General features: G+C 68.5%; 12 protein-coding genes. 9 read left to right on the top strand and 3 right to left on the bottom strand.

The genetic code is table 11. The features are described 5' to 3' along the window. The first annotated feature begins 28 nt into the window (after positions 1 to 28). The 6 genes from QBL25_RS40980 (at position 29) to QBL25_RS40955 (ending at position 5757) form a co-directional block, all read left to right on the top strand. Entirely contained in the window at positions 29 to 1432 is a 1404-nt protein-coding gene (locus tag QBL25_RS40980; RefSeq protein WP_409062056.1) for a M20 family metallopeptidase, read from the top strand. After that, positions 1429 to 2388, top strand: coding sequence for a catechol 1,2-dioxygenase (locus QBL25_RS40975; protein WP_409062055.1), 960 nt, complete (start codon positions 1429 to 1431; stop codon positions 2386 to 2388). Before QBL25_RS40980 ends, QBL25_RS40975 begins: the two co-directional genes overlap by 4 nt. Continuing rightward, positions 2385 to 3242 carry an IclR family transcriptional regulator gene (locus QBL25_RS40970; protein WP_409062054.1) on the top strand — a complete coding sequence of 286 codons (858 nt, stop codon included), beginning with the start codon at positions 2385 to 2387 and terminating at the stop codon, positions 3240 to 3242. Before QBL25_RS40975 ends, QBL25_RS40970 begins: the two co-directional genes overlap by 4 nt. Positions 3243 to 3481: 239 nt before the next feature. Continuing rightward, on the top strand, positions 3482 to 4486 hold the full coding sequence (locus QBL25_RS40965) for an NAD(P)/FAD-dependent oxidoreductase (protein ID WP_409062053.1): 1005 nt from the start codon (positions 3482 to 3484) through the stop codon (positions 4484 to 4486). A 7-nt stretch (positions 4487 to 4493) separates the two neighbouring features. Continuing rightward, positions 4494 to 4814 carry a ferredoxin gene (gene fdxA, locus QBL25_RS40960; RefSeq protein ID WP_409062052.1) on the top strand — a complete coding sequence of 107 codons (321 nt, stop codon included), beginning with the start codon at positions 4494 to 4496 and terminating at the stop codon, positions 4812 to 4814. Positions 4815 to 4947: 133 nt separating this feature from the next. Further along, positions 4948 to 5757, top strand: a complete 810-nt coding sequence (locus tag QBL25_RS40955; RefSeq protein ID WP_409062051.1) for an alpha/beta fold hydrolase — start codon at positions 4948 to 4950, stop codon at positions 5755 to 5757. Positions 5758 to 5802: 45 nt separating this feature from the next. On the opposite strand, the gene QBL25_RS40950 is transcribed toward QBL25_RS40955, so the two are convergent. Next, on the bottom strand, positions 5803 to 7230 hold the full coding sequence (locus QBL25_RS40950; RefSeq protein ID WP_409062050.1) for an endo-1,4-beta-xylanase: 1428 nt from the start codon (positions 7228 to 7230) through the stop codon (positions 5803 to 5805). 459 nt (positions 7231 to 7689) lie between these two features. Here QBL25_RS40950 and QBL25_RS40945 point away from each other — a divergent pair, with 459 nt between their 5' ends. Next, positions 7690 to 9159, top strand: a complete 1470-nt coding sequence (locus QBL25_RS40945) for a non-reducing end alpha-L-arabinofuranosidase family hydrolase (RefSeq protein WP_409062049.1) — start codon at positions 7690 to 7692, stop codon at positions 9157 to 9159. 632 nt (positions 9160 to 9791) lie between these two features. Here QBL25_RS40945 and QBL25_RS40940 read toward each other — a convergent pair. Beyond that, the gene (locus QBL25_RS40940) at positions 9792 to 9971 is read right to left on the bottom strand and encodes a hypothetical protein (protein WP_409062953.1); all 180 of its coding nucleotides are present in this window, start codon (positions 9969 to 9971) and stop codon (positions 9792 to 9794) included. A gap of 330 nt (positions 9972 to 10301) precedes the next feature. Here QBL25_RS40940 and QBL25_RS40935 point away from each other — a divergent pair, with 330 nt between their 5' ends. Continuing rightward, on the top strand, positions 10302 to 11069 hold the full coding sequence (locus QBL25_RS40935) for a helix-turn-helix domain-containing protein (RefSeq protein WP_409062048.1): 768 nt from the start codon (positions 10302 to 10304) through the stop codon (positions 11067 to 11069). Between the two features lie 18 nt (positions 11070 to 11087). Further along, a complete protein-coding gene (cyaB, locus tag QBL25_RS40930) occupies positions 11088 to 11645 on the top strand; it encodes a class IV adenylate cyclase (RefSeq protein WP_409062047.1) in 558 nt (185 codons plus the stop codon). 353 nt (positions 11646 to 11998) lie between these two features. Here the strand turns inward: cyaB and QBL25_RS40925 are convergent, their stop codons facing one another. Then, entirely contained in the window at positions 11999 to 12193 is a 195-nt protein-coding gene (locus QBL25_RS40925; RefSeq protein ID WP_409062046.1) for a hypothetical protein, read from the bottom strand. Positions 12194 to 12642: the final 449 nt, after the last annotated feature.

The raw sequence follows: 12642 nt of genomic DNA, 5'->3' as shown, positions 1-12642 counted from the left end.
CGATGACCCAGGTCCACCGGGTCAACCAGTGAGCGGCGACGCAGCCGTCGACGGGAGCGCCGAGCCCTCCGGGCTCTCCGGGCTCGACGACCGGCGTCGCACCTGGGTGACGGAGGCCTGGGGGCATGTCACCGACGAGCGGCTGCGCGAGCTGATCGTGGGCCTCGTCGGGATCGCCAGTCCGACCGGTGACGAGCGCCCGCTCGCCGACCACATCGCCGGGACCCTCGCGTCGGTGGGTCTGCGCGCGGCCTGTCAGCCGCTCGACGGCCGCCAGGCGAACGCCTGGGCCCGCCTGGAGGGCGACGGCACCGGCCCCGATCTGATGCTGTACGCGCCCATCGACACCCTCACCACGGGTGCCGAGAGCGAGGACGTGCCGTGGATCGGGCCGAAGCTGCGCGAGGACATGCGCCCCGAGGCCACCGTCTACGACGACCTGGTGACCGGCCTCGGCGCCTCCAACCCCAAAGGCCACGCGGCCTGCGTGATGATGGCCGCCGAGGCGATCGCGCTGGCCGGCGTGCCGCTCACCGGGGACCTGGTGGCCGCGTTCGGCGCCGGCGGCATGCCCACCAACGCCCGGCCCGGCAGCGACCGGCTCAACACCGGCCAGGGCGCGGGCTGCTCGTTCCTCCTGGAGCAGGGCGTGTACACCGACTACGCGGTCATCGCCAAGCCGGGCTGGACCGTGTCCTGGGACGAGGTCGGCCTGGTCTGGTTCGAGGTGACGGTGCACGGCCTCCACACCTACGTGGGCTCGCGCCACCGGCTCCCGTACGACAACGCGATCAGCCGCGCCGGCGACGTCGTACGGCACCTGGAGCAGTGGTTCGCCGAGTACGCGAAGCGGCACACCGGCGGCACGGTGGCGCCGCAGGGCATCGTGTCGTCGGTGCGCGGCGGCTGGCCGCGGATGGCCGCGGTGACCACGGCGGCGTGCACCCTGCGGGTCGACCTGCGGATCGCCCCGCAGACGACACCCATGCAGGCCAAGCGTGAGTTCAGCGCGGCCATGGCGGAGTTGAAGCGCTCGATGCCGGGGCTCGACGCCACGGTCGAGATGATCCTCGCCATCCCGGGGACCACCACCAGCCGGGAGAGCTGGGTCTTCCGCAGCGCGGTCGCCGGATGGGAGGCCCTCGAAGGGCGCCCGCACGAGGTCGTGAACGGCAACAGCGGTGCGACCGACGCGAACATCCTGCGCGGGCGCGGCATCCCGACGGTCCGCGTCGGGATGCCGAAGGTGGCCGAGGCGCCCTTCGACATCGACTTCGCGCGCGGCATGAACACCGTCTCCGTACGGGAGATGCAGAAACTGACCCGCCATCTGATCCGCACAGCGGTCGACACCGTGACCCGTTCCCACGCGGAGTGCGTCTCCGCCGGGCAGTCCGGGTCCGCCGTGGAGCCGGAAGGAGCATCGGCATGAGCGAGATCGTGCTCGGCGTGGGGGCCTCCCACAGCACATTGATGAACACGCACTGGGAGGAGACCCTCCACAAGGACCGGGCCGAACGCTTCCGTGACGCACTGCGCGCGGCCCGCGACGAACTGGCCCGGGTCCGCCCCGACACCGTCGTCCTGATCGGCTCGAACCACTTCCGCGGGTTCTGGCTCGATCTGATCCCGCCGTTCACGCTGGGCGTCGGGGAGTGTATCGCCAGCGGCGAGTCCGGGACCCCGAAGGGCCCGCAGCCGGTCGATGTGCCGCTCGCCCGGCACATCGCCGAGTCGTTGGTGGAGAGCGGCCGCTTCGACCCCGCCTTCTCCGCCCGGCTCCAGATCGACCACGGGCAGTCGCACGCCATCCAGTACCTGCTCGACGGGCTCGACGTGGAGATCGTGCCGCTGGTGGTGAACGTCTTCGCCCCACCGCTGCCGACCCTGGAGCGGTGCGAGCAGCTGGGCCGCGCCCTCCGCGAGGCCGTGCTCGCCTTCCCCGGCGACCGGCGGGTCGCGGTGGTCGGCTCGGGCGGGCTCTCGCACCGGCTGCCCTGGCCGGACTGGCGCGAACCGCACGGTGCTGACGAGGAGTTCATGGTCGGCTCGTGGCTCAACGGCCGCGAGAACTGGCAGGACTACGACGCCCGCCGCCGCGAGATCATCCGGGCCGCAGAGGCCTCCCTCACCCCGGAGTTCGACAACGAGTTCCTCACCCTTCTCGAACGGGGCGAGGCACACCGCCTCACCGCGTACACGACCGAGGAGTTGGAGAAGGCCGCGGGCAACGGCGCACAGGAGCTGCGGACCTGGCTGCTGATGGCCGCCGCCCTCGATCATGCGCCCGCCCGGCGTCTGGCGTACGAGCCGATGCCCGAGTGGCTCACCGGGATGGGCGTCGCGGTCATCGACCCGGCGGCCGTGGACGCGCGGCAGTCGGCATGAAAGCGCCGGCCGACGTGGCGCCGGCCGGTCGCCACAGCCTCGCCGCCCCGGCGCCGCAGGGCCTCGTGCTCTCCGCGCGCCGCGCCGCGCCGGGGCCCGAGAGCGAGGAGGTGGGCGGGGCCGACCCCATGAACTCCGTGCTGGGAAAGGTCCGCCCGATCCTGGAGGCCTTCACCTCCGACGACGCCGCCCTCTCGCTGGCCGAGCTGGTGCGCCGGTCGGGAGTGGCCAAGGCCACGGTGCACCGGCTGGCCGGGGAGCTGGTCACCTGGGGGCTGTTGGAGCGGGAGGGGTGTGACTACCGGCTGGGACTGCGGCTGTTCGAGCTGGGGCAGCGGGTGCACCGGCAGCGCATCCTGCGCGAGGCCGTGCAGCCGTACATGGAGGACTTGCTTCTGATCACCCGGGAGACCATCCACTTCGCCATCCACGACAGCCTGGACGTCGTCTACCTGGACAAGATCTTCCCGCACCGCGGGCTGAACGCCGAGTCCCGGGTGGCAGGCCGGCTCCCGCTGTACTGCACGGGCACCGGCAAATCGATCCTCGCCTACTCGCCGCCCTCCCTCTTCGTCGACGTGGTCCGCGGCGGCCTCAAGCCGATCACCCGGCACACGGTGATCTCGCCGGGCCGCCTGCGCGCCCAGCTCGACCGGATCCGGGAGGAGGGCATCGTCCTGGAGTGCGAGGAGATCCGGCTCGGATACGCGAGCCTGGCTGTCCCGGTGTTCGCCGGGGGCACCACGCTGGTGGGCGCGCTGTCCATCACGGCGCCCACCTACCGGATGGACGCGGCGGGGTACGCGACGGCGCTGCGGACCGCCGCGCTGGGCATCGGCCGGTCTCTGGCCTGAGTGCTCCTGAGTGCTCCTGAATGCTCCGCCCGTTGCGCGGTGGCAGGTCCGCCGCGTGACTGGGTGTGCGGCAAGCAAAGCGGTACACGCAACACGCGTGCGAGGGGCCCGCCGAACGGCGGGCCCCTCGCCGTCTTCCGGATGCACGACGCCCCGGCGCACCCCCCTGACCAGCCGCGTCCTGCTCACCGGAACGACTCCGTAGGGAGAACCGCTCCCCCGTTCCTACGCTCAGCGACATGAGCCAACTCACCGACGACGCCGGCGTCCTGACCACCGACGTCCTGATCATCGGCGCCGGTCCGGCGGGCCTCTACGGCGCCTACTACGCCGGATTCCGCGGCCTGACCGTCACCGTCATGGACGTCCTGCCACAGCTCGGCGGGCAGATCAGCGCGATGTATCCCGAGAAGCCGATCTTCGACATCGCCGGCTTCCTGTCCGTACGCGGCCGCGACCTGGTGGACGGGCTCGTCGCCCAGGCCGAGCCGTACTCCCCGCGCTATCTCCTGGGCCACCGGGCCGCCGAGCTGACGCACGACGCCGAAGGACTGCCGGTCGTCCGCAGCGACCAGGGGGCGACGGTGCGGGCCAGAGCCGTCGTCATCACCGGCGGCGTGGGGACGTTCACCCCACGCCCGCTGCCCGCCGGGGAGGAGTTTGTCGGGCGCGGTCTGGAGTACTTCGTGCCGGACCCGTCCGTGCACGCGGAACGCGACGTCGTGGTCGTCGGCGGCGGTGACAGCGCCTTCGACTGGGCGGCCCTCCTCGCGCCGATCGCCCGCTCGGTCACCCTCGTGCACCGCACCGCCCGCTTCCGCGCCCACGCGGCATCCGTGGAGAAGGTCCGCACCCTCGGCGTGGAGATCGTCACCGACTGCGAGGTGAGCCGGCTCACCGGCGCCGACCGGGTGGAGCAGGCCGAGATACGGCACCGCATCACCAAGGAGACCCGCCTCGTCCCCGCCGGGAGCGTCGTCGCCTCGCTCGGCTTCCTCGCCGACCTCGGGCCGCTGCAGCACTGGGGCCTCGGCCTCCAGGCCCAGAGGATCAGCGTCGACACCCACATGGCGACCAACTTGCCCCGGGTGTTCGCCGCGGGCGACATCACCGACTATCCCGGCAAGGTCCGCCTCATCTCGGTCGGCTTCGGCGAGGCCGCCACCGCCGTCAACAACGCCGCCACCGTCATCGACCCGGAGGCGGCCCTGTTCCCCGGGCACTCCACCGAGAAGGAGCACTGAACACACCATGGCGTACGTCATCGGCGCGTCCTGCGTCGACATCATGGACCGGTCCTGCATGGAGGAGTGCCCGGTCGACTGCATCTACGAGGGCGAGCGCAAGCTCTACATCAACCCTATGGAGTGCATCGACTGCGGGGCCTGCGAGGTCGCCTGCCCCGAGCAGGCGATCACGGTGGACCGCAAGGCGGACCCCGACTTCCGCGAGGACAACCGGACCTTCTTCGTGGAGGTGCTGCCCGGCCGCGACAGCGCGCTCGGCTCCCCCGGCGGGGCGGCTCCCCTGGGCCCGGTGGGCGTCGACACTCCGCTGGTGAGCGCTCGGTGAACACCGTCGAGGGCGGCATCGACGCCGCGTACGGCCTGCGGCACGTGAGCTCCGCACCGGACCCCGCCCTGCGACCTCATCGAAGCCGTCGGCGCCGCGGTGCTGCCGACCCTGTGAAGAAAGCGACCCACACATGACGGATACCTCGGACGCGAGCAAACTGCGCAAGGGCTACGCCCCCAGCCGCTTCGGACAGCTGCACTACGTGGAGTGCGGTGACGGTGAGCCCGTGCTGCTGCTCCACCAGACGCCCCGTTCCTGGACGGAGTTTCGCGGCGTGCTCCCCCTGGTCGGTGCCCGGTACCGGGCGATCGCGATGGACACCGTGGGCTACGGGGCCTCGGCGAAGCCCGAGGGCCCGCACTCCATCGAGCGGTTCGCCGACGGAGTGAGCGATCTGGTCGAGGCGCTTGGCCTGGACCGGTTCCACCTCGTCGGCCATCACACCGGCGGGGTCATCGCCGTCGAGGTGGCGGCCCGCTTCCAGGACCGGGTGGCGAGCCTGGTGCTCTCGGCGGCCGCGTTCGTCGACGACGAGAAGCGCAGTGGTGCGAACGGGCACGGCCCTATCGACCACGTCGACCCGAAGGCCGACGGCTCGCATCTGCGGGAGCTGTGGGACAAAAAGCGGCCCTTCTACCAGCCGGGCGAGGAAGCGGCCCTGACCCGGTACGTCATCGACGCGCTGACCGTCCTCGACCGGGTCGAGGAGGGCCACGAGGCGGTGCGCCGCTACGCCATGGAACCCCGCCTGCCGGAGATCACCGCGCGCACGCTCGCGGTCTGCGCCCCCGACGACAGGTTCTCCCGGCCGTCCCTGGCGAAGTTCGCGGCGGCGCTCGGCTGTCCGACCAGAGTGCTGTCCGACGGGCACGTGGCGGCGCCGGAGCAGGTGCCGCAGGAGTTCGCCGACACCGTCCTGGAGTGGGCCGGCCGCGGCTGACCTTAGCGCGAGGGTCGCCGCCACCGAGGCGGCGACCCGGGAGCGTCAGGTGCGGGTCCAGCGCTGGTTGCTGCCGTTCGAGCAGGAGTAGAGCTGGATCAGGGTGCCGTTGACGGTTCCGGCCCCGACCGCGTCGAGGCACAGGCCGGACTGGACACCGACGATGGATCCGTCGGAGTTGAGGCGCCACTTCTGGTTGTCGGCGCCCCAGCAGCTGTAGATCTGGACCTTGGCGCCGTTGCCGGTGCCGCCCGCGTCCAGGCACTTGTCGCCGTAGACCCTGAGTTCACCGGCGGCGGTGTACGTCCACTGCTGGTTGGTGCCGCCCGAGCAATCCCACAGCTGGAGTGTGGTGCCGTCGGTGGTGCTGGAGTTGGGGACGTCGAGGCAGCGGCCCGAGCCGGTGCCCTTGATCGCTTGGGAGTCCGAAGGAGGCGTGGTGGAACCGCCGTTGAGTGCGCTGAGGACGGCGGTGTAGGCGGGCTTCTTGCTGCCGTCACCATTGAACAGCAGCGGCGTGTCCTGCGCTCGCCAGGAGTCGGTGTCGCGCACGCCCCAGACGGTGATGCCCAGGCAGCGCGAAACGGCCAGGCAGTCGTTGGTCACATTGGCGTAGGTCGTGGCCGAGGCGCCCTGAATGTCGAGTTCGGTGACGGCCACGTCGACGCCGAGGGCGGCGAAGTTCTGCAGGGTGGTGCGGAAGTTGCTGTGGTAGGGGCTGCCGCTGTTGAAATGGGACTGGAAGCCGACGCAGTCGATCGGCACGCCGCGCTGCTTGAAGTCCTTGACCATGGCGTACATGGCCTGGGTCTTGGCCCAGGTCCAGTTCTCGACGTTGTAGTCGTTGTAGCAGAGCTTGGCGGCCGGGTCGGCGGCGCGCGCGGCACGGAAGGCGACCTCGATCCAGTCGTTGCCGGTGCGCTGAAGATTGGAGTCGCGCCGGGCTCCCGAACTGCCGTCGGCGAAGGCCTCGTTCACGACGTCCCACTGGGCGATCTTGCCCTTGTAGTGGCCCATCACTCCGTTGATGTGGTCGATCATCGCCTGGCGCAGGGCGCTGCCGCTGAGGCTCTGCATCCAGCCGGGCTGCTGCGAGTGCCAGGCCAGGGTGTGACCGCGCACCTGCTTGCCGTTCTGCACCGCCCAGTTGTAGACGCGGTCGGCGGCGGTGAAGTTGAACTGGCCGCGCTGCGGCTCGGTGGCGTCGATCTTCATCTCATTCTCGGCCGTCACCGAGTTGAACTCACGGCCCGCGATCGTCGTGTACGCCGATTCGCCGAGCTTCCCCGAGGCGATGGCGGTGCCGAAGTAGCGGCCGCTCTGCGCGGCGGCGGCGCCGAGCGTGCTCTCGGCCGCGTGTGCGGTCGGCGCCACCACTGCGGCGACCAGCGCGAGGACAGCGACGGTCAGTGATAACAGCAGACCGCGGAGCTTTCGGCGGACAACGGGTCTGGGTAGGGCGGACAAGCCCATGACGGTGCCTCCAAAGTCGAAAGGGCGAGAGGGCAAGAGGACTGAGGCGCGGGGCGTGCGTCGCCCGCCCCCCCATGCGGCGGGCGGACGGGGCGTGCGGCGATGCGTGGATATGCCGTGCGGCACAGAGTGTTCAGAACCGGCATGGTCGATATCTCGAACCGCGATCGGCTTCTCAGACAAGAATGGTCGAGCGATTGACGGTGGATCGTCAATACTCCCCGCAGAAGAAGTTTCCGTTCCTGATCCGAAACTTCCGAAGCCGCATCGATCGACACGACACATCGCCAACCTCGTTCGCGAGGCGCGGTTTGCGGCCAGATCGGCGACAGGCCTTGACCGTACGGGCCCCTCGTTCCTAGCTTGTGGCGTCAATGAATCCGGAAATCTTCCGGAAACTTTCGAAAATGTTTCGGCCCCTGCCTGACGCGCCCCGCGCCCTTCCCTGGAGGCCCTCCGATGTGGTTACGCCACTCGTCCCCACCCCGTCTCAGACGCCTGCTCACCGTCCTGTCACCCCTGCTGCTCCTGGCTGCCTTCCTCAGCGCCCAGCCCGCCGCAGCCGCGCCGACCATCGACCCCAACGCCTCGTACGTCCTGGTCAACCGCAACAGCGGCAAAGCCCTCGACCTCTACAACATGGCGACCAACGACGGCGCCCGCATCACCCAGTGGCCCAGAAACGACCAGAGCCAGCAGCAGTGGCAGTTCGTCGATTCCGGGGACGGCTACTACCGCGTCAAGTCCCGCCTGTCGGGCAAGGTCCTTGACGTCCACAACTGGTCCACCGCGAACGGCGGCTCGATCGTCCAGTGGACCGACCTGAACGCCACCAACCAGCAGTGGCGGATGGCCGACAGCTCGGACGGCTATGTGCGGCTCATCTCACGCCACAGCAGCAAGGCCCTCGAAGTACAGGGCGGCTCCAACGCCGACAACGCGAACATCGTCCAGTACGACGACTGGGGCGGCGCCAACCAGCAGTGGAAACTCGTCAAGGTCGGCGACGACACCCCCGGCGCGTGCGCTCTCCCCTCGTCCTACCGCTGGACATCGACGGGCGCGCTGGCCCAGCCCAAGTCGGGCTGGGTGTCGCTCAAGGACTTCACCGTCGTCCCCTACAACGGCAAACAGCTCGTCTACGCGACCACGCACGACACGGGAACGAGTTGGGGTTCGATGAACTTCAACCTGTTCACCAACTGGTCGGAGATGGCATCGGCCGGCCAGAACACGATGTCGACGTCCGCCGTCGCACCCACGCTCTTCTACTTCGCGCCGAAGAACATCTGGGTGCTCACCTACCAGTGGGGCGGAAGCGCCTTCTCGTACCGGACGTCGAGCGACCCCACCAACCCGAACGGCTGGTCGTCCCCGCAGGTGCTCTTCTCCGGAAGCATCGCCGACTCCGGAACCGGACCCATCGACCAGACCCTCATCGGTGACGGGACGAACATGTACCTGTTCTTCGCCGGTGACAACGGCAAGATCTACCGGGCCAGCATGCCTATCGGAAACTTCCCGGGCAGCTTCGGCACGACCTCGACCGTGGTCATGAGCGACACGACGAACAACCTCTTCGAAGCCCCGCAGGTCTACAAGCTGCAGGGCCAGAACCGCTACCTCATGATCGTCGAGGCGATCGGCTCGCAGGGCCGCTACTTCCGCTCGTTCACCGCCACCAACCTGAACGGCTCCTGGACCCCCCAGGCCGCGACGGAAAGCAACCCCTTCGCCGGCAAGGCCAACAGCGGCGCCACCTGGACCAACGACATCAGCCACGGCGAACTGATCCGCACCAGCCCCGACCAGACCATGACCGTCGATCCCTGCAAACTGCAGTTCCTCTACCAGGGGCGCAGCCCCAGCTCAGGCGGCGACTACGGCCTCCTGCCCTACCGCCCGGGTCTGCTCACCCTCCAGCGCTGACGGCACGACGCGGATCCGGCTCCGACAGGAAGCCGGATCCGCGCACCAGACATCCCACCCCGCCGCGAGATGGTGAGCCACACCGCCAGGAATGGCACCAAGAAGATCGCGAGGCAGGAGCTGAACGTGCCCAGACGCGCCTCCGGTTCGTGGCGCTGGAGCAGTGCCAGGAGCACCCGTAGACCATCCCGCGAGCAGGAATAGGCAGTCGAGGCCCTGCCCGGCTCGCACCACGTCGAGGTCAACATCCTCGTGTCGGCTCGATCGGTATATGACCAAGGCTGCCCTTGGGCTGTTGCGACAGCGGCACGATTCCGAGGTCGAGCAGGCATGGCGGGCACAGGTAGATGACTCGCCCGCCGCACGACAGAGTGGGTTCCAGGCCGACAGGAATCGGCTCGATGGTCGGTTCGTCGCACTCGCGGCAGAACTTGGTCACGGCCCGCACACCGGGGCGCACGCCCACAACTCCGCTGTGACCGTCCGGCCGAAGTGATCCCGGTACGTGACGCAGCCAAGCAACCGATCACGGAACAGACGCCGGCCACACAACGCACAGGCCTGCTCGGTGAGTTGCAGATTGCTCAGTGTCTTCGGATCCGGAAGCACATCAGGGCAGACCGCGTTCACCTTCATGGTGTCCGCCCCAGGGCCGACCGGTTCTCGTGCATGCTCGCACGAAGGATCTCATCCTCCTTCGCCTCACGCACACGGTCAGGGTCGGCATCCCACTCACGGCCTCCGCCCGGCGGGCGGAGCTGCAGGTACGGACCTTCGTGCCCCATCACACGGCCCAGACGCTGCCGCCCCATGTCGATGACCAAAACGCCGACGGGAAAGTGCTCCACGACGTCGGGCACCGTGCTGTCACTGGCTCGCTGTCGACTGTGGTCGGTCATGTGTCTACTCTCAGCTCGGGCATGCCTCGGGGCCGTCCCGCGGTCACCGTGGGCTTCTTGATCTCACCAGCATCTTGTGGAATGGACGCCGTTTCGATCCCCCACCGGTAATCTCACGGTGAGATGGTTTTCCTCTCGTGGGCGATACCGGGGGCCGCCGTGCCAACAGCACTGGAACCGATCGAGCTACCCGACTGGGCATGGGAACGAGCCGAAGTCCGAAAGGCTCTGAGAGCGCGCGACATGGGCGCCGTATTTCGGCATGTGCAGCAGTACACAGGCGCCAGCCAGTCCAGGATCGCCGTCGCAGCAGGCATGACTCAAGCTCGAGTCAACGAGATCATCAACAGCCGTCGCGAGGTGACCCGCCTGGACGTGTACGAGCGCATCGCCGACGGCCTGCACATGCCTGATGATGCCCGCCACCTACTCGGCCTCGCGGCGAGTCGGGAAAGGAGGGCCGGCGGGGCGGCATTCGACCTCGCCGCGTTCCCCGAGGTCGTACGCGTGTACGCAGCGCAGGGTTCAGCAGCCAGAGAGATCCGGGAACAGGCACGTGAAGCAACGGAAGTGGATGTCCTAGCCGTTCGGGGACTCGGCTTGATCGGCCTGAACGACAGCCTTCTCCGCAATTGCCTTCAGCCTGCGCAAGGCCGCAAGGACCGTCGAATCAGGGTAGCCCTGCTTGATCCGGACAGTGACGCTCTTATTCGGCGCGCGGCCGAGATCGGGGAGTCGACAGAATCGCTGTCAGGCGGAGTCCGTTTGACGGAAGCCAAACTGCGGGAGCTTGCTGCCGTGAGCGACGTTCAGGTGTACCGCTATCGCATGCTGCCCACTTGGCGGTTCATCCGTATCGACTCCACCATGTTCGTCAGTGCCTTCGACGCAGGGTGGGAGGGCCACGAGTCGGCAACGTACAAACTCATGGAGACACCGCACGGGCCGCTGTTCCGGGGGTTTCGCCGCATGTTCGAAGCAGTGATCGACAGCGGATGCCGTGCGGTGTGACCGGGGAAGGAACCGTTCGTGATCGAAGCGGAGTTGAAGGCCCAAGTCCACGCTCCTGAGGCTGTCATGCGGCAGCTTGAGACACTCGCCGCAGCTCGCGTTGAGGTCTACCAGGACACGTACTACGACCGCCCCAACCGCCTGCTGGAACAGGGTGGAGAGGAGCTGCGTATACGGACCGTCCACGGCGCGGATGGAACCCGCACGGTCCTCACGTTCAAGGGCGAAGCCGTGGACGTGGCCTCCGGCTCCAAACCCGAGTACGAAACTCTCGTCGACGACGCCACGGCCGTGCACGCCATTCTGCGTGGGCTGGGGTTCGTCGAATGCATCGCCTTCGAAAAGCGCTGCCGCAACTACGCCTTTGAGACGCGTGGCAGGCGGATGTTGGCCACTCTCGTCCGCGTACCGGAGATCGACGGAACGTTCCTGGAAATCGAGACTCTGGTCGACGCGAGCGACCTGACTCCAGCCCTTGACGACATCCGAGCCACTCTCGTCGATCTGGGCATCAGCCAGGACGATTTGACGACAGAGCTCTACACGGACGCGGTCGCCGCCCAGCGCAGGGACTGACGAAGCAGCAGGACGATGTCCTGCTTGGCGCTTGCCATGGCGAGGAATTCGATGGCTACAGGTGCGGAGCTGGGTTTGCATGGCGCCTTGGACAACAACTTCTCCCGGACGCCTGCGCATCACGCGGTGGAGCACGAAGATGCCGAGACTTTTGCGCAGAGGCGCCGGCGATTCCGGCGCAAGCGAGGAACTACCCGGTCTTGCGCTCGCAACGCCAGTGCAGGCGCCCACATCCGTTCCACCACCGGACTCGGTCCGCTCAAGAGCCCAGCGGGGCCGCTGGACCGGCGCCTGCACCCCTGCGGCCGACCCTCGACTCACCCGCAGAACAAGATCCAGCACCTACCGCAGCACTAGGAAGTCGTCACCTCGATCGGTACATAGCCGAGAGAGCCCTTGGGCTGTTGCGACAGCGGCACGATTCCGAGGTCGAGCAGGCATGGCGGGCACAGGTAGATGACTCGCCCGCCGCACGACAGAGTGGGTTCCAGGCCGACAGGAATCGGCTCGATGGTCGGCTCGTCGCACTCGCGACAGATCTTGGTCATGGCCCGCACACCGGGGCGCACGCCCACAACTCCGCTGTGACCGTCCGGCCGAAGCAATCCCGATACGTCACGCAGCCAAGCAACCGATCACGGAACAGACGCCGGCCACACAACGCGCACGCCTGCTCGGTGAGTTGCAGATTGCTCAGTGTCTTCGGATCCGGAAGCACATCAGGGTGCGCCGACCTCGACTTCATGGCGACTGTCCCTCAGCGGTGTGCCTCACCTCGCGCATGCTGGCACGAAGGATCTCGTCTCCCACGGCCTCACGGTCGTCGGCAGGGTCAGCGTCCCACTCGCGGCCCCCACCCGGCGGACGGAGTTGCAGGTACGGGCCTTCGTGACCCATCACCCGTCCCAACCGCTGCCGCCCCATGTCGACGGCCAGGACGCCGACGGGGAGCTCGCTGGCGGCAGCCGGCGCCGCTCCATCCGTATCTGCTGTGCGG

This window comes from Streptomyces sp. SYP-A7185 (genome assembly GCF_046103685.1).
GTDB lineage: Bacteria > Actinomycetota > Actinomycetes > Streptomycetales > Streptomycetaceae > Streptomyces.
The sequence above is the reverse complement of the archived record's forward strand: the minus strand, read 5'-3'. Positions and strand labels throughout refer to the sequence as shown.

Excerpts from the sequence above, each read along its gene's own strand:
- QBL25_RS40975 (WP_409062055.1), top strand. The coding sequence starts at position 1,429 with ATGAGCGAGATCGTGCTCGGCGTGGGGGCCTCCCACAGCACATTGATG.
- QBL25_RS40970 (WP_409062054.1), top strand. The coding sequence starts at position 2,385 with ATGAAAGCGCCGGCCGACGTGGCGCCGGCCGGTCGCCACAGCCTCGCC.
- QBL25_RS40965 (WP_409062053.1), top strand. The coding sequence starts at position 3,482 with ATGAGCCAACTCACCGACGACGCCGGCGTCCTGACCACCGACGTCCTG.
- fdxA (WP_409062052.1), top strand. The coding sequence starts at position 4,494 with ATGGCGTACGTCATCGGCGCGTCCTGCGTCGACATCATGGACCGGTCC.
- QBL25_RS40955 (WP_409062051.1), top strand. The coding sequence starts at position 4,948 with ATGACGGATACCTCGGACGCGAGCAAACTGCGCAAGGGCTACGCCCCC.
- QBL25_RS40950 (WP_409062050.1), bottom strand. The coding sequence starts at position 7,230 with ATGGGCTTGTCCGCCCTACCCAGACCCGTTGTCCGCCGAAAGCTCCGC.
- QBL25_RS40945 (WP_409062049.1), top strand. The coding sequence starts at position 7,690 with ATGTGGTTACGCCACTCGTCCCCACCCCGTCTCAGACGCCTGCTCACC.
- QBL25_RS40940 (WP_409062953.1), bottom strand. The coding sequence starts at position 9,971 with ATGGGGCGGCAGCGTCTGGGCCGTGTGATGGGGCACGAAGGTCCGTAC.
- QBL25_RS40935 (WP_409062048.1), top strand. The coding sequence starts at position 10,302 with ATGGGCGCCGTATTTCGGCATGTGCAGCAGTACACAGGCGCCAGCCAG.
- QBL25_RS40925 (WP_409062046.1), bottom strand. The coding sequence starts at position 12,193 with ATGACCAAGATCTGTCGCGAGTGCGACGAGCCGACCATCGAGCCGATT.